The 21,259-nt window shown below is 66.6% G+C and carries 17 protein-coding genes; 8 read left to right on the top strand and 9 right to left on the bottom strand.

Translation table 11 applies throughout. The annotated features are described in order from the left end of the window. Nucleotides 1-287: 287 nt before the first annotated feature. Nucleotides 288-2,804, bottom strand: a complete 2,517-nt coding sequence (locus VGP60_RS29945; RefSeq protein ID WP_327551485.1) for a DEAD/DEAH box helicase — start codon at nucleotides 2,802-2,804, stop codon at nucleotides 288-290. A gap of 151 nt (nucleotides 2,805-2,955) precedes the next feature. On the opposite strand from VGP60_RS29945, the gene VGP60_RS29950 reads away from it, so the two are divergent. Next, nucleotides 2,956-4,212 (top strand): primosomal protein, encoded by a 1,257-nt coding sequence (locus tag VGP60_RS29950; protein ID WP_327551486.1) that lies wholly within the window; start codon nucleotides 2,956-2,958, stop codon nucleotides 4,210-4,212. A 53-nt stretch (nucleotides 4,213-4,265) separates the two neighbouring features. Here VGP60_RS29950 and VGP60_RS29955 read toward each other — a convergent pair whose 3' ends face one another. Both VGP60_RS29955 and VGP60_RS29960 read right to left on the bottom strand, forming a co-directional pair. Beyond that, nucleotides 4,266-5,474, bottom strand: coding sequence for an MFS transporter (locus VGP60_RS29955; protein WP_327551487.1), 1,209 nt, complete (start codon nucleotides 5,472-5,474; stop codon nucleotides 4,266-4,268). 61 nt (nucleotides 5,475-5,535) lie between these two features. Next, on the bottom strand, nucleotides 5,536-6,645 hold the full coding sequence (locus VGP60_RS29960) for an adenosine deaminase (RefSeq protein WP_327551488.1): 1,110 nt from the start codon (nucleotides 6,643-6,645) through the stop codon (nucleotides 5,536-5,538). Nucleotides 6,646-6,856: 211 nt separating this feature from the next. On the opposite strand from VGP60_RS29960, the gene VGP60_RS29965 reads away from it, so the two are divergent. Continuing rightward, on the top strand, nucleotides 6,857-8,035 hold the full coding sequence (locus VGP60_RS29965; RefSeq protein ID WP_327551489.1) for a PA containing protein: 1,179 nt from the start codon (nucleotides 6,857-6,859) through the stop codon (nucleotides 8,033-8,035). A 99-nt stretch (nucleotides 8,036-8,134) separates the two neighbouring features. Here VGP60_RS29965 and VGP60_RS29970 read toward each other — a convergent pair whose 3' ends face one another. Then, nucleotides 8,135-9,415, bottom strand: a complete 1,281-nt coding sequence (locus VGP60_RS29970) for a thymidine phosphorylase (RefSeq protein WP_327551490.1) — start codon at nucleotides 9,413-9,415, stop codon at nucleotides 8,135-8,137. A 40-nt stretch (nucleotides 9,416-9,455) separates the two neighbouring features. Between VGP60_RS29970 and VGP60_RS29975 the strand changes: the two genes are divergently transcribed. After that, complete coding sequence (locus tag VGP60_RS29975; protein ID WP_327551491.1) at nucleotides 9,456-10,562, top strand: acyl-CoA dehydrogenase family protein; 1,107 nt, start codon at nucleotides 9,456-9,458, stop codon at nucleotides 10,560-10,562. 7 nt (nucleotides 10,563-10,569) lie between these two features. On the opposite strand, the gene VGP60_RS29980 is transcribed toward VGP60_RS29975, so the two are convergent. The 5 genes from VGP60_RS29980 to VGP60_RS30000 all read right to left on the bottom strand — a co-directional run bounded on the left by VGP60_RS29980 (nucleotide 10,570) and on the right by VGP60_RS30000 (nucleotide 16,044). Then, nucleotides 10,570-10,956, bottom strand: a complete 387-nt coding sequence (locus VGP60_RS29980) for a cytidine deaminase (protein WP_327551492.1) — start codon at nucleotides 10,954-10,956, stop codon at nucleotides 10,570-10,572. Next, entirely contained in the window at nucleotides 10,953-12,209 is a 1,257-nt protein-coding gene (locus VGP60_RS29985) for an ABC transporter permease (protein WP_327551493.1), read from the bottom strand. The genes VGP60_RS29980 and VGP60_RS29985 overlap by 4 nt, the downstream gene beginning before the upstream one ends. Continuing rightward, on the bottom strand, nucleotides 12,206-13,324 hold the full coding sequence (locus tag VGP60_RS29990; RefSeq protein WP_327551494.1) for an ABC transporter permease: 1,119 nt from the start codon (nucleotides 13,322-13,324) through the stop codon (nucleotides 12,206-12,208). Before VGP60_RS29990 ends, VGP60_RS29985 begins: the two co-directional genes overlap by 4 nt. Next, complete coding sequence (locus VGP60_RS29995; protein WP_327551495.1) at nucleotides 13,324-14,850, bottom strand: ABC transporter ATP-binding protein; 1,527 nt, start codon at nucleotides 14,848-14,850, stop codon at nucleotides 13,324-13,326. The genes VGP60_RS29990 and VGP60_RS29995 overlap by 1 nt, the downstream gene beginning before the upstream one ends. Before the next feature lie 135 nt (nucleotides 14,851-14,985). Then, nucleotides 14,986-16,044 carry a BMP family ABC transporter substrate-binding protein gene (locus tag VGP60_RS30000; protein WP_327551496.1) on the bottom strand — a complete coding sequence of 353 codons (1,059 nt, stop codon included), beginning with the start codon at nucleotides 16,042-16,044 and terminating at the stop codon, nucleotides 14,986-14,988. Nucleotides 16,045-16,554: 510 nt separating this feature from the next. Between VGP60_RS30000 and sdhC the strand changes: the two genes are divergently transcribed. The 5 genes from sdhC to VGP60_RS30025 all read left to right on the top strand — a co-directional run bounded on the left by sdhC (nucleotide 16,555) and on the right by VGP60_RS30025 (nucleotide 21,157). Then, complete coding sequence (gene sdhC, locus VGP60_RS30005) at nucleotides 16,555-16,995, top strand: succinate dehydrogenase, cytochrome b556 subunit (RefSeq protein ID WP_327551497.1); 441 nt, start codon at nucleotides 16,555-16,557, stop codon at nucleotides 16,993-16,995. Between the two features lies 1 nt (nucleotide 16,996). Further along, a complete protein-coding gene (locus VGP60_RS30010; RefSeq protein ID WP_327551498.1) occupies nucleotides 16,997-17,431 on the top strand; it encodes a succinate dehydrogenase hydrophobic membrane anchor subunit in 435 nt (144 codons plus the stop codon). A 28-nt stretch (nucleotides 17,432-17,459) separates the two neighbouring features. Continuing rightward, nucleotides 17,460-19,214 (top strand): succinate dehydrogenase flavoprotein subunit, encoded by a 1,755-nt coding sequence (gene sdhA, locus VGP60_RS30015; RefSeq protein WP_327551499.1) that lies wholly within the window; start codon nucleotides 17,460-17,462, stop codon nucleotides 19,212-19,214. Next, nucleotides 19,214-19,993, top strand: a complete 780-nt coding sequence (locus VGP60_RS30020; protein WP_327551500.1) for a succinate dehydrogenase iron-sulfur subunit — start codon at nucleotides 19,214-19,216, stop codon at nucleotides 19,991-19,993. The genes sdhA and VGP60_RS30020 overlap by 1 nt, the downstream gene beginning before the upstream one ends. A 252-nt stretch (nucleotides 19,994-20,245) precedes the next feature. Next, on the top strand, nucleotides 20,246-21,157 hold the full coding sequence (locus VGP60_RS30025; protein ID WP_327551501.1) for a hypothetical protein: 912 nt from the start codon (nucleotides 20,246-20,248) through the stop codon (nucleotides 21,155-21,157). Nucleotides 21,158-21,259 lie beyond the last annotated feature (102 nt).

Raw genomic sequence — 21,259 nt, forward strand, 5'->3', positions numbered from 1 at the left:
CATCTCGTGGTGCGGTGGGCACGCAGGACGCTAGGAAGGGGCCCTTCCTCTCGTTTTCCGCGAGGAAGGGCCCCTTCATAGCGCGGTGTGGGCTTGGAAGTACCCCAATGCGGCGTTGGGGGCGCTCAATGCCCCCAACGCCGCATTGGGGTCACGACCGCGGCGCACTTTCTCACCAAAGTGCCTCTCTCGCAGAGTCCGCGCGACCCGCCAGCTGGAGTGAGAATTTTCCACCGCTCACGATGGCCCGCCAGACCCCCATAAAGCTGTCGACAGATGGCGGAGCGCTAGGGGCGGTCGACGCCGGTTACGCGGACTACGGCGAACCCGGCTTCGTCCGAGGCCGCCAGGTCGACTTCGGCGCTGATGCCCCAGTCGTGGTCGCCCTCGGGGTCGTCGAAGATCTGCCGCACCTTCCACACCGCCGGCTCCCGCTCGATCAGCAGCAGCTGCGGCCCGCGCGCGTCAGGGCCAGTACCCAGGACGTCGTGCTCCTCGAAGTACCCGTTCATCGCTTCCTGCCAGGCGTCCGCGTCCCAGCCGGACGACGCGTCCAGCTCGCCGAGGTCGTAGTACGCCCGGCGCGCGGCGAGGTCGACACGGCGGAAGAGTTCGTTGCGCACCAGGACGCGGAAGGCGCGCTCGTTGCGGGTGACCGGCGGCGGGCCGTCCGGCAGGCCGCCTTTGACTAGCACCGCGGCCTGTTCTTCCTCGTCCGGGTTCCGCAGTGCTTCCCACTCGTCGAGCAGGCTGGAGTCGACCTGCCGGACGAGCTCGCCGAGCCATTCGATGAGGTCCTGCAAGGCTTCCGTCTTGGCTTCGTCCGGGACGGTGTGGCGCAGCGTGTCGTAGGTGTCGGTCAAGTACCGCAGCACCAGGCCTTCCGACCGCGACAGCGAGTAGAAACCCACATACTCCACGAAGTTCATCGCGCGCTCGTACATGTCGCGCACGACCGACTTCGGCGAGAGCTCGTAGTCGTCGACCCAGGGCGCGCCCTTGCGGTAGCTCGAATACGCGACCTGCAGCAGCTCTTCCAGCGGCTTCGGGTACGTGACGTCTTCGAGCAGTTCCATCCGCTCGTCGTACTCGATGCCCTCGGACTTCATCGCCTGCACGGCTTCGCCGCGTGCCTTGAACTTCTGCGCCGACAGCACCGGGCGCGGGTCGTCCACAATGGATTCCACAATGGACACGATGTCGAGCGCGTAGCTCGGCGACTCGATGTCGAGCAGGTCGATGGCGGCCAACGCGAACGGCGAAAGCGGCTGGTTCAGCGCGAAGTCGAACTGCAGGTCGATGGTCAGCCGCACCGTGCGGCCCTGCTCGTCGGGCTCGTCGAGCCGTTCGACGACACCGGCGGCCAGCAGCGCGCGGTAGATCTGGATGGCCCGCAGGATGTGCTTGCGCTGCGCCGGGCGCTCTTCGTGGTTGTCCTCGAGCAGATGCCGCATCGAGTCGAAAGCGTTTCCGGGCCGGGAAATCACGTTCAGCAGCATCGAATGGCTGACGCGGAAGCTCGACGTCAGCGGCTCGGGCTCGGCGGCCACCAGCCGCTCAAAAGTACTGTCCGTCCAGTTGACGAACCCCTCGGGCGCCTTCTTGCGGGTGATCTTCCGCTTCTTCTTCGGGTCGTCGCCCGCCCGCTCCAGCGCCTTCGCGTTCTCGATGACGTGGTCGGGCGCCTCGACGACGACGTAGCCGTCGGTGTCGTACCCGGCGCGGCCGGCGCGGCCGGCGATCTGGTGGAACTCGCGGGCCTTGAGATGCCGCTGGCGCACGCCGTCGTACTTGGTCAGCGCGGAGAACACCACGGTCCGGATCGGCACGTTGATGCCGACGCCGAGGGTGTCCGTCCCGCAGATCACCTTCAGCAGCCCCGCCTGTGCGAGCTGCTCGACCATCCGCCGGTACTTCGGCAGCATCCCGGCGTGGTGCACGCCGATACCGTGCCGGACCAGCCTGGTCAGCGCACGCCCGAAGCCCGCGGAGAACCGGAAGTCGCCGAGTGCGACGGCGATCGCTTCCTTCTCGGCTTTCGTGCAGACGTTGATACTCATCAACGCCTGTGCGCGTTCAACGGCCGCGGCCTGCGAGAAGTGCACGATGTACACCGGCGCCTGCCCGCCGTGCAGCAGTTCGAGCATCGTCTCGTGCACCGGCGTCAGGGCGTACCGGTAGGTCAGCGGGACGGGACGCTGCGTCGAGGTGATCGCCGCTGTCGGCCGGCCGGTGCGGCGCGTCAGGTCCTTCTCGAAGAACGACACGTCGCCGAGGGTCGCGGACATGAGCACGAACTGCGCCTTCGGCAGCTCCAGGATCGGGATCTGCCACGCCCAGCCGCGGTCCGGCTCGGAGTAGAAGTGGAACTCGTCCGCCACGACCTGGCCGACGTCGGCGTCGGCACCGAACCGCAACGCGATGTTCGCCAGGATTTCCGCCGTGCAGCAGATGATCGGGGCGTCGCCGTTGACCGCGGAGTCGCCGGTCATCATGCCGACGTTCTCCGGGCCGAAGATCTCGACGAGCTGGAAGAACTTCTCCGAGACCAGTGCCTTGATCGGCGCGGTGTAGTAGCTCCGTTTGCCGTGTGCCATCGCGGTGAAGTGGGCGCCGACGGCCACGAGGCTCTTGCCGGAGCCGGTCGGCGTCGACAAGATCACGTTCGCCCCCGAGACCACCTCGATCAGCGCCTCTTCCTGCGCCGGGTACAGCTCAAGGCCCCGCTCAGCGGTCCATTCTGAGAACGCTTCGAAGAGCTTGTCGGGGTCCGGATCTGCGGGAAGAGCGTCTGCGAGTGTCATGAGACCCCCTATGGTGCCATCCCTTCGTACCGAGTTGCCGAGGGGCGATCGCGGCGCACAGGCGAAACCCGTAGGCTGCGCGTACCGCGCACCATCTTTGGGGTAACCCCAGGCCGGGGCGCACACAGGCAGGTAGTTCCGGAGGGTAGGAATGGCACAGGACATCATCCCGATCGAACTCGGGCTTCCGCAGGGCGACCTGGTCACCTTGTGGGCCCCGCGCTGGCGGGAAGACGGCGAGGAATGGGAAGCCTTCCTCGGCGATGAAGACGACCTGTACGCCTTCCCGGACGCGGCCCATCTGGCCGCGTTCGTGCGGACCGCGGAGCAGCACGATCTGATCGACCACCCCGCGTGGAAGACGGTCCCGTCGCTCAACGTCCCCGAGCTGATCCCCGACGACGACCACTCGTACGACCTGGTCGGCGTACCGGAGCTGATCGCCGAGGAGCGCACCCACTGGACGATCGCCGAGCTCGCCGAGATCGTCGGCATCGTGCGGTCGCTCGCCGACGTCTGCGACCTCGAAGAGGTGCACGAGATCCTCGACAGCGTCGAAGGTTTCTCGCTGCTCGAGCAGGGCACGCTGCCGTTCACCGGCCGCGACGGCGACCTGCTGTGGATCGAGCTTTCCGAGGCGGTCTCCAAGAAGTGGGACATCGTCCTCGACACGATCGACGAGCTCATCACCGTCCCCGACGTCGACGCGCCGCTGCTTGAGCAGACAGCCGAAGAGCTCGCGACGTTCCTGGAGGAGTCGGCCGAAGCCGAAGCCGCCGCGGCGGACGACGACCTCGACGCGGTGGACGACGCCGACGAGGACGCGGCCGAGGAAGACGACGAGCCGGTCGGGTTCTGGGCCGAGGTCGGCATCGACCCGATCAAGATCATCACCGCCGGGCACGAGTACTACACGCTCCGGTGCTTCTACCAGGACGACAAGCCGGTGTTCCTCGGCTCCGACGGCGAGATCGACGTCTTCACCTCCGAGAAGGCGCTCATCCGCAAGCTCGCCGACGGCAACGACCTCTCCGGCACCGACATCGCCGGAATGTCCACTTGGGACGACGTGCTGGAGAAGGCGACGGCCGGTGAGCTCGAGATCGACGTCGACTCGGATAACACCTACGTGCTCACGGGCATCGACGACGACATCGCCGAAGGCGTCGAGGCGATCGACCCGACCCAACTCGAGCTGGCCGTCGAACTGCTGACGGACACCGCCGAGTGGGCCGGTGACGAGAGCGTGCTCGAGGAGCTGTCCAGCTCGGAAACCCTCGGGTGGCTGGTTTCGTTCGTGCTCAAGCCCGACCCGACGCGGCTCGCGCCGAGCGCGCCGTTCGACGCCGAGCAGGAATCGTGGCGCAAGCTGGTCGCCTCCTTCGAGGACCGCCTGAACGTCGGCTAGCCCCGGCACTTTCTCGCCGAAGTGCCCTCTTTCACGTCGTGAGAGAGGGCACTTCAGCGAGAAAGTGCGACCCGCTCGGCGCGGACGGGGACCAGGGCGATGGCCAGCAGCGGGAAAACCGCGGCGATACAGAAGGCCAGCGCGTAGCGCGAGTCGCCGATGACCAGGCCGAGCAGTGGCGGGGTCAGGGAAGCGGCGATGTTCTGGGTGGTGTTCTGCGCCCCCATCGCCCGGCCCGCCCACGAGATCCCGGCCAGTTCGGCCGACGCGGTGAAGCCCAAACCGTTGTCGCTCACCGTGATCACCGCGGCGAGCACCAGCGCGAGCACGACCAGCCACGGCCAGGTCGCGTCGCCGAGCGCGACGAGCAGCATCGCCCCGGCGCTGGCGACGGCGAGTTGCCGCATCGGGCCGAGCCGGTTGCCGACGCGATCCGACCAATATCCCGAAACCAGCCGTCCGCCGGCGCCGAGCACCTGAACCGCGCCGAGGAACCAGCCCGCGGACAACGCGCTCCAGTGATGCACTGTCACCAGGTACACGGGTGCGAACGCGGAGACGGCGAACTGCGGCACCACGAGCAGGCTGCTCGCGCCGTGCAACCGCCACAGCGTCGGTTTCCGGTAAGGCGACGCGGGTTTGGGTCCGGCGTCGGCCGTCTTCGCCGGCCGCGGCGGGTCGACGACAAACCACGTGACCAGCAACGCGACGACGATAGCCAGCCCGGCGGGCAGCAGGATCGCGCCTTGGAAACCCCAGTGGTCCGCGAGCGGCGGAAGTCCGACGGCGGCGACGCCGACACCGAGCGGCTGCGCGGTCTGCCGGATCCCCATCGCGACGCCGCGCTCCGACTGCTGGAACCAGCCCATCACCACCCGCCCGCTCGCGGCGTTGACCGACGCTGTGCTCGCGCCCGCCAGCAGGAACAGCACGAAGAGCGCGGTCAGCGAATGTGAGCCAAGTCCGGCGTAGAGCAACAGCAGGCCGGAACAACCGAGCCCTAGCGCCATGATCAGCCGCTCGCCGTACCGGTCGGCGAGCGCGCCCCAGGCGATCAGGGTGAAGAGCAGGCCGATACTCGGCGCCGCGACGACCGTGCCCGCTTCGGCGAGTGTGAGCCCTTCCGCCGCGCGCATCTGCGGGACCAGGAACGGGATCCCGTAGAGGAACGCGCAGCTCGCGGTCTGGGCGGCGAGACCGAGGCCGAGGATCAGCCATCGGTTGGGTGTCTTCACCGGATCCTGTTCCGCTACTCGTGCCACGTCCGCCGCCGTCCCAGAATATGAGAGATGAATCTTACATTCTGGATTTTACTTACCGGAGCTAAGTAACACAACCCGTTGGTGCGAGCAGGGCGTAGCCGGGCCGGATGACGTTGTCGATCAGGTCTCGGCGCTCGTCGTAATCCAGGAAGGCCGATTTCATCGCGTCGACGGTGAACCGCTCGAAGTCCGCGAGACCGTAGCCGAACGCGTCGCGCAGCGCCTCGAACTCGCCGGACATGGTGCAGCCGCTCATCAGCCGGTTGTCGGTGTTGATCGTGACGCGGAAGCCCAGCCGGGCGAGCAGGCCGAACGGATGCTCGGCGATCGAGGAGGCCGCTCCCGTCTGGACATTCGAGGAAGGGCAGATCTCCAAAGGGATTCGCCTGTCCCGCACATAACGCGCCAACCGTCCCAAATGGACTTCATCACCGGAGACCAAGATGTCGTCGACGATCCGCACACCGTGCCCGAGTCGCTCGGCGCCACATCGGTGAATCGCTTCAGAGATCGACGCCGACCCGAAAGCCTCACCCGCGTGAATAGTGAAATGCGCATTATTGTCACGCAAATAGTCAAATGCGTCCGAAATACGGGCGGGTGGATACCCGGCTTCGGGCCCGGCGATGTCGAAGCCGACGACCCCCTCGTCGCGGTAACGCACAGCAAGCGTTGCGATTTCGAGACCTTGGTCGCGATGGCGCATTGCGCAAAGCAGGGTGCCGATCCGGATGCGCCCGCCCTTCGCGGCGGCCCGCCGCTCACCCTCCGCGAACCCCTCCTGCACCGCTTGAATCACCTCATCGAGTGACAGTCCGTGCTCGACGAACAACTCCGGTGCGTAACGGATTTCGGCGTAGACGACCCCGTCTTCAGCCAGGTCCTCGGCACATTCCGCGGATACCCTGACCAGCGCGTCAGCCGTTTGCAGGACACCACACGTATGGGCGAATGTGGCGAGGTACGACTCGAGCGATCCCGAGTCCGCGGCGGCCACGAACCACCGGCCGAGCTCCTCGGCGCCGACCACGGGGAGGTCGCGGTAGCCCGTCGATTCCGCCAGTTCAGCCACTGTGCCGGGGCGCAATCCGCCGTCCAGGTGGTCGTGCAACAGGACTTTGGGCACACGGCGAATAGTTGTCGATGACAAGACAGGTGTTTCGTCGGACATAGCCCGACAGTAGTATCGGTGTGATTCACCTACGTGGACGTAGGTTCCCGAGGTCGGTTTAACCCTCAGCTTGCTGATCATGGGCTGAATCGGCCATCGGAGTTGACCACAGCATTGTCGGCTTCACGGGGGCCATACACACAGCAATTCCGCAATAGATAAGCTGCCGTGACGTCCCTCCCCCATTTCCCCGCCCACGAAGGACACCGCAGTGACCACTGATAACCAGATTGCAGCACCGTCCTTCGACCGGATGCGCAACATGCTGGTGCGCGCGGCCGAAGTGCGCGAGAGCGAGCAGCAGCAGATCTTCGACGCGCTGGACGACATCTACGCCCGGCTCGCCCCGGTGGACTCGCTCGGCGCGGTCCGCAAGCGGCTCTCCGAACTGCCCGACCGTACCGAGGTCAGCGTCCTGGCCGAGCGCGCCGACGAGACCATGGCGCGGCTCGAAGCTCAGGACAACGCCATCGCGGCGCTCGCCCGCACGGTCGAGAGCATCGTCGACAAGCTGGCCAAGCCGTTCGCCCAGCTGGACGGCAGGCTCGACGGCGTCGGCGCCCGCTTCGAGGGTGTGGCCGGCCGGATGGACGGCCTCGAGGACAAGCTGCAGAACATCCACCGCCGGCTCGACGAGCTCGGTGGTCACCTCGACAAGCAGGACAGCAAGCTCGACGCGCTGCCGCAGTCGGTCATCAGCCCGGTCCGCGAGCGGGTCGACGCCGCCGAGACCGGCCTGCGCGAGCGGATCGAGAACTCGGAAGCCGGTCTGCGCGACCGCATCGAGACCTCGGACAACGACCTGCGCGCCCGGATCGAGACCTCCGACAACGAACTGCGCACCCGGGTCGAAGAGCTCGACAAGAACACGAAGGCCCGCATCGGCGAGAACACCGAAGCACTGAAGGTCGCGCTGACCGAGACCGGCGAGATGATCGACGCCTCGGACCGGCTCGACAAGCTCGGCGACCGGCTCGAGAAGGTCACCGGCACGCTCGACGCGCTGGCCGCCCGGCTGGACAAGGTCGAGGACGGCTTCACCTCACAGCTCGGCGATCTCGACGGTTCGTTCAAGTCCGGCCTGTCCAAGGTCGAGGGCACGCTGTCGAAGCAGCCGGACACGGACTCGGTCACCTCGGTGGTCCGCAAGAGCGCCGAAGAGTCCGAGCGTCGCATCGGCGGCCAGCTCGACGAGGCCATGGCGACCTTCGCCGAGCTCATGCTCGGTGGCGGCCCCGCGGCCCAGTCGCAGATGCAGCTGATGGCTCCGCCGCCCCCGGCCCCGCGCCAGCCGCGCCGCACCGCGCGTAACGGCCGGTCGCCGAAGGCCAACGAGAACGGCAAGGCCAAGACCAACGGCGAAGTAGTCGAAGAAGGCTCCGAAAGCTAAGCCACCCCACGAAGAAGGGCCTGTCACCTGGTGACGGGCCCTTCTTCGTGCTCGCCATCTGTCGACAGATGGCGACGTCTGGCGCGAGAGAGATCGCGCCTAGGGCTTGATGGTTTCGAGGACGATGCCGGAGGTGGAGGTTGGGAAAGTGTCGGAGATGGTGAGGGCGCCGTCTAGGGAAGCGAGGGCGGAGGGGACGGCGTCGGGGGTGTCGGTGTGGAGTTCCAGAAGCGGCTGACCGGCGGTGACGTGGGCGCCGGGCTTCGCGAGGCAGAGGATCCCGGCGGCGTATTGGACGGGATCGCCCCGGCGAGCACGTCCGGCCCCGAGTCGCCAAGCCGCGACACCGACGCCGTAAGCATCCACAGTGGACAGAATCCCGTCGCGCTCCGCCGAGACGACGTGCACGTGCTTCGGCTTCGGCAGCGCGGCCTCGGGATCGCCGCCCTGCGCGCTGATCATCCGGCACCAGGTCTCGTACGCCCGTCCGGACGCCAGAACCTCCGCAGGATCCACCGAAATCCCCGCCAGCGCCAGCATCTCCCGAGCCAGCGCGACGGTCAGCTCGACGACGTCAGCCGGTCCGCCGCCCTTGAGCACCTCGACCGACTCGGCGACCTCGACCGCGTTCCCGACGGCGTTGCCGAGCGGCGTGCCCATGTCGGTCAGCAACGCCGTGGTCGCGACGCCGTGCGCGGTCCCGATCTCGACCAGCGTCCGCGCCAGCTCCCGAGCCTGCTCACGCGTCTTCATGAACGCGCCGGACCCGGTTTTGACGTCCAGCACCAGCCCGGCGGATCCCTCGGCGATCTTCTTGCTCATGATCGAACTCGCGATGAGCGGGATCGACTCGACCGTGCTGGTGACGTCTCGCAGCGCGTAGAGCTTGCGGTCCGCGGGCGCGAGTCCTTCGGTGGCCGCGCAGATCACCGCGCCGACCTCGTTGAGCTGCTTCATGATCTCGGCCGTCGACAGCTCCGCGCGCCAGCCGGGGATCGACTCCAGCTTGTCGAGCGTGCCGCCGGTGTGCCCGAGCCCGCGCCCGGACAGCTGCGGCACCGCCGCACCGCAGGCGGCGACCAGCGGCGCGAGCGGGAGCGTGATCTTGTCGCCGACGCCGCCGGTGGAGTGCTTGTCCACGGTCGGGCGGTCGACCTCGAGCGAGAGCCGCTCACCGGAGTCGATCATCGCGCCGGTCCACCGCGAGATCTCGCCCGCGTCCATCCCGCGCAGGAAGATCGCCATGGCCAGCGCGGACATCTGCTCCTCCGCGACGGCCCCGTGCGTGTAGGCGTCGACGACCCAGGCGATCTGCTCGTCGCTGAGCCTGCCACCGTCCCGTTTGGTCCGGATGACATCCACTGCCGCGAAGGTGCTCATAATCGTTCCTCGTTTCTCAAGCTCTGGTTAGCCTATGTCCATGACGGCCTCCCCGTTCCCGATCCCTGACCACGAACGGCACTGGGTGGAGGCCGCCGAGCGGCTCGCGCCCGAGTTCGCGGCCCGCGCCGACGAGCACGACGACCGGGCGACCCTGCCGGTGGAGAACCTGCGCGCGCTGCACGCCGCCGGCCTCGACGTCGCCACCCTGCCGTCCGGGCACGGCGGCTCGGACCTGTCGTACCAGGCGCTCGGCGAGATCATCGCCGTCGTCGGCAAGGCCTGCCCGTCGACCGCGTGCATCTGGGTGATGCACCTCGGCGCGGCGACAACCCTGGTGCGGTACGGGAAATCCGGCGCGTTCTACGCCGCCGAGCTCGCCCGCGGCGCCCGCTTCGCCAACGCGCTGTCCGAGCCGACCGGCGGGAACCTCTTCCTGTTCCCGCTCCAGCAGGCCGAACCCGCGCCCGGCGGCCACCGTCTCGACGGAGCCAAGCGGTTCGTCTCCGGCTGCGAGATCGCCGACCACTTCTTGGTCAACGCCCAGGTCGACGGGGTTCCGTCGTTCTTCGGGGTGCCGAAGGACGACAGCGTCCGGTTCGAGCCCATCTGGGACTCGATGGGCCTGCGCGCCACCCGCAGCCAGCTGGTCACCCTCGACGGAACGCTGCTGCGCGAGGAAAACCAGTGCGAGAACCTCTCGCCCGTCGATCCGAACATCATCGCGCTGGGCCTGCCCTGGCTGTCGATCGGCGTTGCCGAAGCCGCGCTCGACGCCCTCATCACGCACGCCCGTGCCCGGATCGTGCCGACCACCCAGCGCCCGGTCGCCGAACTGCAGTGGGTCGAGTTCGGTGTCGCCGACGCCCACGTCCAGCTGCTGTCCGCCCGGCTTCTCGCCCAGCGAGCCATGTGGCTCGCCGACCGCCGCGACCCCGGCTCGCTCGACGCTTCGATGGAAGCGAAGCTGCTCGCCAACCAGGTCGCCAAGTCCGTGGCTGAACTCGGCGTCCGGGTCGGCGGCGGCTCCGGTTACCTCAAGAGTTCGCCTATTCAGCGCCACTTCCGTGACGCGCAGGCGGGTGCGCTGATGGCGTACTCCGTCGAACTCTGCCAAGGCTCCGTCGGAAAACGGGTCCTCAGCTGAGTGGTCTTCAGGCGGGCAGGTCTTCCGGGCCGAACGCGTCGGGCAGCACCGACGTCATCGGCAGGATCCCGCTCGGGGTGTCGACCAGGCAGTCGCCACCACCGAGCTCGAACAGGATCTGGCGGCACCGTCCGCACGGCATCAGCAGGTCACCCGACCCGCTGCGGCACGCGACGGCGACGAGCCGCCCGCCGCCGGACAGCCGCAGCTGCCCGGCCATCGTGCACTCCGCGCAGAGCCCGAGCCCGTACGAAGCGTTCTCCACGTTGCAGCCCAGCACCACGCGGCCGTCGTCGACGATCCCGGCGACGCCGACCAGCAAGCCGGAGTACGGCGCGTACGCGCTCTGCGCGGCCTGAACCGCCTGTGCCCGCAACCCGTCCCAGTCGATCATCCGCCCTGCCCCCGCCGATACAGCTGACCGACGTACTTCGGTATCCGAAGCCGTTGTGCCGCAAGGGAAAGAACCAGCAGCGTGACGACGTACGGCGTCGCGCCGACGAGCTCCGGCGGCACCTGGTCGGTGGTGGCGAACCAGATGATGAACGCCACGCCGAGCACGGCCGCGACGACGGAGACGGCGAATCGCTTGGCACGCAACTGGATCACGGCGAGCACGAGCAGCGCGAGACCGAGCAGCAACAGCAGCGCGTGGACGGAATCCTCGCCACGCAACTGCATCGCGTCGGTGTACCCGAAGAGCCCGGCACCCGCGGCCAGCCCGCCCGGCCGCCAGTTGCCGAAGATCATCGACGCGAGGCCGATGTACCCGCGGCCACCTGTTTGCCCGTCACGGAACTGGCTGGAGTTGATCGCGAGGATCGCGCCACCCAGACCGGCCAAGGCACCCGAGGCGACGATCGCCGCGTACTTGTACTTGTAGACGTTCACACCCAGCGATTCGGCCGCGTGCGGCGCCTCACCACAGGACCGCAGCCGCAGCCCGAACGGCGTCCGCCAGAGCACGTACCCGGTGACGACGAACAACACCACCGCCAGCAGGGAAAGCAGCGACAGGTTGGTGATCAGCCCGCGCAGGATGCCCGCGATGTCGGAGACGAAGAACCAGTGCTTCGACTCCAGATCACCCAACGCCGTCGACAATCCTGGCACGCTGACCCGGCTGACGTCTTCGATCGGCGGCGACTGCTTCTGCCCGCCGCCGGGTGCCTTCGCGAAGTACAGCTTGGCGAGGAACAGCGTCAAACCGGGCGCCACCAAGGTGATCGCCACACCGGAAATAATGTGGTCGACACCGAAGGTCACCGTGGCCACCGCGTGCACCAGCCCGCCGAACGCGCCGAGCAGCACGCCGACGACGACCCCGGCCCACGGTCCCCACTGGTAACCGGCGAACCCGGCGCCCCAGGTACCGAGCACCATCATGCCTTCGAGACCGATGTTCACCACGCCGGCGCGTTCCGACCACAGCCCGCCGAGACCGGCGAGCGCGATCGGCACCGCGGCCGTCAGCGCGGCGGCGACGGTTCCGCTCGACGTCAGGTCGTCGGCGCCGGTCAGCACCCGGACCAGCGACACCGAAAGCATTGCCGCCACAGCGATGTAGAGGTACATCATCGGCGACATGCGCCGTTTGGCCGGAGCGAGCGTGTCCTCCACGCCGACGGTCAATCCACCCGCGCTCATGCTGAAACCTCCGCAGGGGTCTTGGTCGTGCCCAGTGCCTTACCGACTTCTCGCTGTTCGAGCCGGAGCCGGTAGCGCCGCACGAGCTCGTAGGCGATGACCACCGACAGGACGATAACGCCCTGCATGATCACCACGATCTCCTTGGGCACCCCGGAAATGTCCAGGACGTTCGACGCCTGGTCGAGGAAACCCCACAGCAGCGCGGCGAACGCCATGCCGACCGGATGGTTACGGCCGAGCAGCGCGATCGCGATCCCGGTGAAACCCAGGCCCGAAGGGAAATCGAGCGCGTACGAATGCGACGCGCCCAGCAGCTGCGGCATCCCGACCAGGCCCGCGGCCCCGCCGGAGAGCAGCATGCTCGCCACGATCATCTTCTTGACGTTGACGCCGCTCGCGACCGCGGCGGACTCGGACAGCCCGGTCGCCTTGAGGTCGAAACCGAAGCGTGTCCGGTTGAGCATGAACCAGTAGAGGAAACCGACGAGCACCGCGAGGAAGATCAGGCCGAAGATCTTCGACGACGAGCCGGGGTAGTCGAACCCGGGCACCTGGCCGCCCTCGGTGATCGGCGCGGTGCCGATGTTGTTGCTGCCGGCCACCGAAACCGCGAGCCGCGCCGGGTTGAGCAGGTAGGCGACCACCGCGGTGGCGATCGCGTTCAGCATGATCGTCGAGATGACCTCGCTGACCCCTCGCGTCACCTTGAGGAAACCGGCGATCCCGGCCCACACGGCACCGACGAGCATCGCGACGACGATCGTCATCAGGATGCGCAGGAACGACGGCAGGCTGCCCATGAAGGACGCGCCGCCGACCGCGGCGGCCATCATCGCGGCGAGCCGGTACTGCCCGTCGACGCCGATGTTGAACAGCCGCATCTTGAAGCCGATCGCCACCGCGACAGCCGAGAGGTAGTACGTCGTCGCGCTGTTCAGCGAGTTGGCCACGGTCCGGGGCCGCTGCACCGACTTGACCATCTGGTCGACGACCTCGACCGGCGAGTGGCCGGTGATCACCAGGATGAGCGCGCACAGCAGCAGCGCGAAGATCAGCGCGCCGACGGGCGCGGCCAGGCCGAGCCCGGCCGAGCGGAGGGAGAGTTTCTTCATCAGGCCTGGTCCCCCGCCCCGGTCATCGCGGAACCGAGTTCCTCCGGGGTGACCGACTTCGGGTCGTACTCCGCGACGAGCTTGCCGCGCAGGATCACCGAGAGCCGGTCGGACATGCCGATGAGCTCGTCGAGGTCAGCGGAGATCATCAGTACCGCCAGTTTCTCGGCGCGGGCGCGCCGGATGTGCTCCCAGATCGCGGCCTGCGCGCCGACGTCGACACCACGGGTCGGGTGCGAGGCGATCAGCACCACCGGGTCGCCGGTCATCTCGCGGCCGATGATCAGTTTCTGCTGGTTACCACCGGAAAGCGAGGCGATCGCGACCTCGATGCCCGGGGTGCGGACGTCGTACTCGGCGACGATGCGCTCGGTGTCGGCCCGCGCGCCCTTGCGGTTGATCAGCGGGCCGCGCACGTTGGGCGCCTTGGTCTGGTGACCGAGGATCCGGTTCTCCCACAGCGTCGCCTCGAGCAGCAGCCCTTGGCGGTGCCGGTCTTCGGGGATGTAGGCCATCCCGGCGTCGCGGCGCTTGCGGGTGTTGAGCTTGCCGATGTCCTTGCCCGACAGCGAAATGTGGCCGGCGCTCAGCGGGCGGATGCCCATCAGCGCTTCGACCAGCTCCGCCTGCCCGTTGCCTTCGACCCCCGCGATGCCGAGTACCTCGCCCGCGTGGATGGTGAACGAGAGGTTCTCCAGCACCGTGCGGCCGTCGGACGACGTCACCTTGAGGTCGCGGACCTCCAGCACCGGGGTCTCGGTCACCGTCGACTCGCGCAGCTCCGGCACCGGCAGCGCGCTGCCGACCATCAGCTCGGCGAGCTGGCGCGCGGTGACCTCACCGGGCACCACGCTCGCGACGGTGGTGCCGCGGCGGACGACGGTGATGTCGTCGGCGACCGAAAGCACTTCGTCGAGTTTGTGGGAGATGAAGAGGATCGTGAGGCCCTCGGCCTTGAGCTCACGCAGGTTGCCGAACAGCTCGTCGACCTCCTGCGGCACCAGCACGGCCGTGGGCTCGTCCAGGATCAGGATCTTCGCGCCGCGGTAGAGGACCTTGAGGATCTCGACGCGCTGCCGCTCGCCGACCCCGAGCTCGTCGACGAGCCTGTCCGGGTCGACACCGAGGCCGTAGCGTGCGGAGATGTCCTTGATCTTGGCGCGGGCGGCCTTGAAGTCGAGGCCCATGCCCGCCTTGGGTTCCGTGCCGAGAACCACGTTCTCCAGCACGGTGAAGTTGTCGGCCAGCATGAAGTGCTGGTGCACCATGCCGATCCCGGCGGTGATGGCGTCCGCCGGGGTCTGGAAGTCGACGAGCCCGCCATTGATCGAGATCGTGCCCTCGTCGGGACGTTGCATCCCGTAGAGGATCTTCATCAGGGTCGACTTGCCCGCGCCGTTCTCACCCACCAGGGCGTGCACGGTGCCGCTCCGAACCCCGACGTTGATGTCGGAGTTCGCTACCACGCCGGGGAACCGCTTGGTGATGCCTCGCAGTTCCACCGCGTATTCAGACGGAGGAGTCACAGCTGTGTCGCCCAAAATATCCTCGCTGATCGCGCACACTCCTTGAGAACGGTGAAGGACCCGCGGCGGGATTGATACCCGCCACGGGTCCGTCGTCGTCTAGATCCCAGGCATCCTAGGCAGAACGCCGAAGCACTACTTGGTCGCGGGGACCTTGATCTCCCCGGACACGATCTTGGCCTTGTATCCGTCGATCTGGGTCTTGATGTCGTCGATCTTGCCACCGCTGGTGGCGTAGTCGATGCCACCGGCCTTGAGGTCGTAGATCTTGTTGCCGGCGGCGAACTTGCCGTCCTTGACCGAGTTGACGAAGTCGTAGACCGCGAGGTCCACCTCCTTCACCATCGACGTGATGATCACGTCCTTGACCTCGGCCATCGCGGGCAGGTTGTACTGGTCGGAGTCGACGCCGATGCCGAGCTTGCCCTTGGCCTTGGCGGCCTTGAACGCGCCACTACCGGAACCGCCCGCCGCCGCGTAGACGACGTCGGCGCCGGCGTCGAACATGCCGTTCGCCGCGGTCTCGCCCTTGGCCGGGTCGTTGAAGCCGGAGAAGTCCGGCGGCTGGGTCAGGTACTTCGACTGGACGGTCGCGTCGGCCTTCACAGCCTTGACACCCGCGATGTAGCCGACCTCGAACTTCTGGATCAGCGGCGTGTTGACCCCGCCGATGAAGCCGACGTTGCCGGTCTTGCTCTTGAGCGCGGCGGCGACACCGACGAGGAACGAGCCCTCGTTCTCGGCGAAGGTCAGGTTCGCGATGTTCGGGCCGTCGTCGGTGCCCGCGGTGAAGTCGTCGATGATCGCGAACTTCACGTCCGGGTTGTCCTTGGCGACCGTGCCGATGGCCTTGGCGTAGGCGAAGCCGACACCGATCACCGGGTTGTAACCGCCCTCGGCGAGCTGGCGCAGCCTGTCTTCCTTCTGCGCGTCCGTCTCACCCTGAGCCGCCTCGAGCTCCTTGACCTCGAAGCCGGACTCGGCCTTGGCCTTGTCCAGACCGCGCGCCGCCGAGTCGTTGAACGACTGGTCACCACGGCCGCCGATGTCGTAGGCCAGCCCGACCTTGATGGACGACGTCGCCGCACCGGTGCCCGAGGGCGCAGGGGTGCTTCCCGTGTCGGACGACGATCCACAGGCCGACAGCAGTAGGACGCCGGCCGCAGCCACCGCTACCAGCGCGGTTCCACGCATGCGATGCAAGGTGTGTCTCCCTCCCCGCTGATCCAGCGGATGAATTGAAGAACGACCCGGCCCCAGTTGCCGGGTTCGACTGGCGAACCGTACCCGGCTGCCCCGAAAGCGCCATAGGAAAGCCACGCTACGTAACCTAAACGTTTACTGGCGAGTCGGCGCGGCTACCGTTCGCACACCCCCTGTGATCGGTTTCGCCCTGTGGCGTGACGCCCCTTACGTGTCGCCCGGAACGCTGAGTGACGTCTTTATCCGGGTGAAAATGACTATTTCAAGTGGCCTGCGCCACATTTTCGGGCCGTGGCTTGCCACCTCGGTGTCTGGTCGGTCACAGACGGGAACCCGAGGGTGAGCCGCATCCGGTGGCCGGGTCTAGCATCCTTTTATCCACGCTCGATGACCCCAGATCTCGGCACCGTCGCCGGAGATGTCCCAAGTGGACGCTTCAGTGATATGGCGGAATTACGGTCAAGCGGGCACAACAGTCATGACGTTGGAGGCCGTTCACCGATGTCCACCACGGCTAGCACCGCTGAAGCGGGAGCGAGCAATCGGGCGGGTGCCTCTCGCCGGCAGGGGACCTTCTACCGGGGCGACCCGGGCATGTGGTCCTGGGTGCTGCACCGCATCACCGGCGTACTCACCTTCTTCTTCCTGTTCGTGCACGTACTCGACACCGCTCTGGTCCGGGTTTCCCCGAACACCTACAACCAGGTCATCGAGACCTACAAGACCCCGATCGTCAACCTCCTCGAGGTCGGCCTGGTCGGCGCCGTGCTCTACCACGCCCTCAACGGGATCCGCGTGATGCTCGTGGACTTCTGGGAAAAGGGCCCCAAGTACCAGAAGCCGATGCTCTGGACTATCGCCGTCATCTGGATCGCCGTGATGCTTCCCGGTGCTTTCTTCATGATGAAGCGGACCGTCGAAATCATGTTCGGGGGAAACTGAGTTGTCTAAAACAGCATTGAGTGCCGGACCTCCCTCGATCGCGAACCCGCGCGCCCCGCGCCGCCCGACCCCGCGCCGCAGCAACTTCGAGCTCTACAGCTGGCTGTTCATGCGGATTTCCGGGCTGGCACTGGTTATTCTCGTGCTGGGCCACCTGTTGATCATGAACATCCTCGACGGCGGGGTGCACCGCATCAACTGGGGCTTCGTCGCCGGTCGCTGGGCGTCCCCGTTCTGGCAGTTCTGGGACCTGTCGATGCTGTGGCTCGCCGAGATCCACGGCGGCAACGGGCTGCGCACGATCATCGACGACTACGCCCGCAAGGACAGCACGCGGTTCTGGCTGAAGATCGTGCTCTACGTCTCGATGGTGCTCATCCTGGCCGTCGGCACGATGGTGATCTTCACCTTCGACCCGAACATGCCGGCCGACTGACCCACCACGAGTAAGCGGAGTCTTGAAGATGCAGTTCCACAAGTACGACGTGGTGATCGTCGGCGCCGGCGGCGCCGGGATGCGCGCGGCCATCGAGTCCGGCCAGCGCGCCCGCACCGCGGTACTCACCAAGCTCTACCCGACCCGGTCCCACACCGGCGCGGCACAGGGCGGCATGTGCGCCGCGCTGGCCAACGTCGAAGAAGACAACTGGGAGTGGCACACCTTCGACACGATCAAGGGTGGCGACTACCTGGTCGACCAGGACGCCGCCGAGATCATGGCGAAGGAAGCCATCGACGCGGTGCTCGACCTGGAGAAGATGGGGCTGCCGTTCAACCGGACACCCGAAGGCAAGATCGACCAGCGCCGCTTCGGCGGGCACACTCGTGACCACGGCAAGGCCGCGGTGCGCCGCGCCTGCTACGCCGCGGACCGCACCGGCCACATGATCCTCCAGACGCTGTACCAGAACTGCGTCAAGCACGGCACAGAGTTCTTCAACGAGTTCTACGTGCTCGACCTGCTCCTGAGCGAGGACGAGCACGGCAACCCGGTCGCTTCCGGCGTCGTGACCTACGAGCTGGCCACCGGCGAGCTGCACGTGTTCCAGGCGAAGTCGATCGTGATGGCCACCGGCGGTGCCGGCAAGATCTTCAAGACGACGTCGAACGCGCACACCCTGACCGGTGACGGTCTCGGCATCGTGTTCCGCAAGGGCCTGCCGCTCGAGGACATGGAGTTCTTCCAGTTCCACCCGACCGGCCTCGCGGGCCTGGGCATCCTGATCTCCGAAGCCGTGCGCGGTGAGGGCGGGATCCTCCGCAACTCCGACGGCGAACGATTCATGGAGCGCTACGCGCCCACGATCAAGGACCTCGCGCCGCGGGACATCGTCGCCCGCTCGATGGTGCAGGAAGTGTTGCAGGGCCGCGGTTGTGGCCCGAACAAGGACTACGTCGTCCTCGACGTCACGCATATCCCCGAAGAGACGCTGAACGCGAAGCTCCCGGACATCATGGAGTTCTCGCGCACCTACCTCGGCGTCGACCCGGTCAAGGAGCCCGTGCCGGTCTTCCCGACCTGCCATTACGTCATGGGCGGTATCCCGACCAACGTCCACGGCGAAGTGCTGCGGGACAACGAACACGTCATCCCCGGCCTGTTCGCCGCCGGCGAGGTCGCCTGCGTTTCGGTGCACGGCTCGAACCGGCTCGGCACCAACTCGCTGCTCGACATCAACGTCTTCGGCCGCCGCGCCGGGCTCGCCGCCGCCGAGTACGCGTCGAACCACGAGCTCGTCGAACTGCCGGAGAACCCGACCAAGGTCGTCGAAGACCAGCTCGCGATGCTGCTGTCCGAGCACGGCGAGGAGCGGGTCGCCGACATCCGCACCGCCATGCAGAAGACCATGGACTCGCACGCTTCGGTGTACCGCACCGAGGAGACGCTGAAGCAGGCGCTCACCGACATCCAGGCACTGAAGGAGCGCTACGGACGCATCACGGTGGCGGACAAAGGAAAGCGGTACAACACCGACCTGCTCGAAGCCGCCGAACTCGGCTTCCTGCTGGAACTGGCCGAGGTGCTCATCGTCGGTGCGCTGGCGCGCAAGGAATCCCGCGGCGGCCACGCCCGCGAGGACTACCCGAACCGCGACGACACGAATTTCATGCGGCACACCATGGCTTACAAGCAGGGGGATGGCCTGTCCTCGGACATCCGGCTCGACTACAAGCCCGTCACCTTCACCCGCTACGAACCGATGGAGCGGAAGTACTGATGACCACCGCAACAGTGACAGATGAAACTTCCGCTGAGAACTCTCCCAAGTCGGACCACACCCCCATCACGGTGACGCTCAAGATCCTGCGGTTCAACCCGGAGATCGACAGCGAAGCCCACTGGGAGACCTACGAAGTCCCCGCGCAGCGGACGGACAGGTTGCTGAACCTGCTGTTCTACGTGAAGGACTACCTCGACGGCACGTTCGCGTTCCGCCGGTCCTGCGCGCACGGCGTCTGCGGCTCCGACGCGATGCAGATCAACGGCGTCAACCGCCTGGCCTGCAAGGTGCTGATGAAGGACCTGCTGTCGAAGGACGGCAAGACCACCATCACGATCGCCCCGATCAAGGGCATGACGACGTTGAAGGACCTCTACGTCGACATGGACCCGTTCTTCGAGGCCTTCCGCGCGGTGAAGCCGTACCTGATCAACTACAGCCCCGAGCCGACCCGCGAGCGTCTCCAGTCGCAGGCCGACCGGGACCGGTTCGACGACACCACCAAGTGCATCCTCTGCGCCTGCTGCACGTCCTCGTGCCCGGTGTACTGGAACGACGGCTCCTACTTCGGCCCGGCCGCGATCGTCAACGCGCACCGGTTCATCTTCGACTCACGGGACGAAGCCGCCGAAGAGCGGCTCGACATCCTGAACGACTCCGAAGGCGTGTGGCGCTGCCGCACCACCTTCAACTGCACCGACGCCTGCCCCCGCGGCATCCAGGTGACCAAGGCAATCCAAGAAGTGAAGCGCGCCCTGTTGTTTAAGCGCGTCTAAGCGACCTCCGTTTCGCTCCGCTCCACTACGGTCCGTGAAGGCCACATTGAGGGACTCTGAGTCCCTCAATGTGGCCTTCACGGTCTTTCTGCCTTTAGGCGAGAGGAAGGGGCGAGTTGTCCACAGGGGGTGAGTTATCCACAGGCGTAGAGCGAGGGCCTGGTGTAGGAAGGAGAGAGTTCGCACCATGGGGGTGTGCGGAAAAGGGGAAGGTGGGCTGATCGCCCGGAGTTGCTGCAGGAACGCAGCCGAATGGGCGTCGTCAAAGCCACCACGTTGGAATCGCTCGATATGGGCAGCAAGTCGATCTACCGAAAATGCTTACCCGGGGGTCCCTGGCAGCGCTTGTTACCGGGGATAATCCTGCTACATAGCAACGAACCGACACAGGATCAACGAGCCATCGCGGCCCTGCTCTACGCCGGGGCGGACGCTGTCATCACCGGAACCGAAGCATGTCGTCGGCAGGGGCTGAGATCGCGCGAACTGCCTCAGGGAGACGGAATCCTTGTGCTGGTTCCGCATCAGCACAAGATCCTCAGCTCCGAGTTCGTGACCGTCGAACGTACCGTCAGGCTGCCGAAAGCCGTTTTCAAGGATGGCATCCCGCTCGCGCCGCTGGTACGTGCCACCACTGACGCGATTCGACGTATTCGCAAGGTCGAGCCGATCGGGCAATTGCTGATCGAAGCCATTCAACATGGTCGATGCGCCCCAAACGCCCTCGCTTACGAACTGGATCGCGGGACCAAGAGAGGAACCGCGATTCCCAGGCGACTCCTGGCCGAATGGGCAAACCTTCGATCGGTAGCCGAAGCGAGAGCGAAAACGTTGAGCCGTCGACTCCAGTTCCAGCCAAGTCATTGGAACATCGAAGTCTGGGGTCGCGCGGGAAACTACGTCGGCTGTCCGGATGCCTGGTGGGAAGACGTGGGTCTGGCTTGGGAAATCGACTCCGTCGACTTCCACTTCGGCCGAGACGGTTACGCCCGAACTCTGGAGAGAAACACCCGGTACGCGGCAGCGGGCATTCCTGTCGTACAAACTCTGCCGTCCCGCCTCATAAAGGATCCCGACGGCGTCATTGCCGAACTCCAGGCTGCCTACCTGACCGCCACCACCCGCCCCCGCCCGCCCGTCTACCTCTCCCCCAAAATGCCGTGAAGGCCACATTGAGGGACTCTGAGTCCCTCAATGTGGCCTTCACGGACCTACAACTAGCGGTGGGGCTAGCTGACTGCGTCCAGGGCGTTGACGAGGCCGTGG

It is taken from the genome of Amycolatopsis sp. (assembly GCF_036008905.1).
GTDB lineage: Bacteria > Actinomycetota > Actinomycetes > Mycobacteriales > Pseudonocardiaceae > Amycolatopsis.

What these genes read in the sequence shown, in the direction of transcription:
- sdhC (WP_327551497.1), top strand. Translation starts at nt 16,555, where the DNA reads ATGTCCACCACGGCTAGCACCGCTGAAGCGGGAGCGAGCAATCGGGCG.
- sdhA (WP_327551499.1), top strand. Translation starts at nt 17,460, where the DNA reads ATGCAGTTCCACAAGTACGACGTGGTGATCGTCGGCGCCGGCGGCGCC.
- VGP60_RS29970 (WP_327551490.1), bottom strand. Translation starts at nt 9,415, where the DNA reads ATGAGCACCTTCGCGGCAGTGGATGTCATCCGGACCAAACGGGACGGT.
- VGP60_RS29945 (WP_327551485.1), bottom strand. Translation starts at nt 2,804, where the DNA reads ATGACACTCGCAGACGCTCTTCCCGCAGATCCGGACCCCGACAAGCTC.
- VGP60_RS30025 (WP_327551501.1), top strand. Translation starts at nt 20,246, where the DNA reads ATGGGCGTCGTCAAAGCCACCACGTTGGAATCGCTCGATATGGGCAGC.
- VGP60_RS29950 (WP_327551486.1), top strand. Translation starts at nt 2,956, where the DNA reads ATGGCACAGGACATCATCCCGATCGAACTCGGGCTTCCGCAGGGCGAC.
- VGP60_RS29960 (WP_327551488.1), bottom strand. Translation starts at nt 6,645, where the DNA reads ATGTCCGACGAAACACCTGTCTTGTCATCGACAACTATTCGCCGTGTG.
- VGP60_RS29990 (WP_327551494.1), bottom strand. Translation starts at nt 13,324, where the DNA reads ATGAAGAAACTCTCCCTCCGCTCGGCCGGGCTCGGCCTGGCCGCGCCC.
- VGP60_RS29985 (WP_327551493.1), bottom strand. Translation starts at nt 12,209, where the DNA reads ATGAGCGCGGGTGGATTGACCGTCGGCGTGGAGGACACGCTCGCTCCG.
- VGP60_RS30020 (WP_327551500.1), top strand. Translation starts at nt 19,214, where the DNA reads ATGACCACCGCAACAGTGACAGATGAAACTTCCGCTGAGAACTCTCCC.
- VGP60_RS29980 (WP_327551492.1), bottom strand. Translation starts at nt 10,956, where the DNA reads ATGATCGACTGGGACGGGTTGCGGGCACAGGCGGTTCAGGCCGCGCAG.
- VGP60_RS30000 (WP_327551496.1), bottom strand. Translation starts at nt 16,044, where the DNA reads ATGCGTGGAACCGCGCTGGTAGCGGTGGCTGCGGCCGGCGTCCTACTG.
- VGP60_RS29975 (WP_327551491.1), top strand. Translation starts at nt 9,456, where the DNA reads ATGACGGCCTCCCCGTTCCCGATCCCTGACCACGAACGGCACTGGGTG.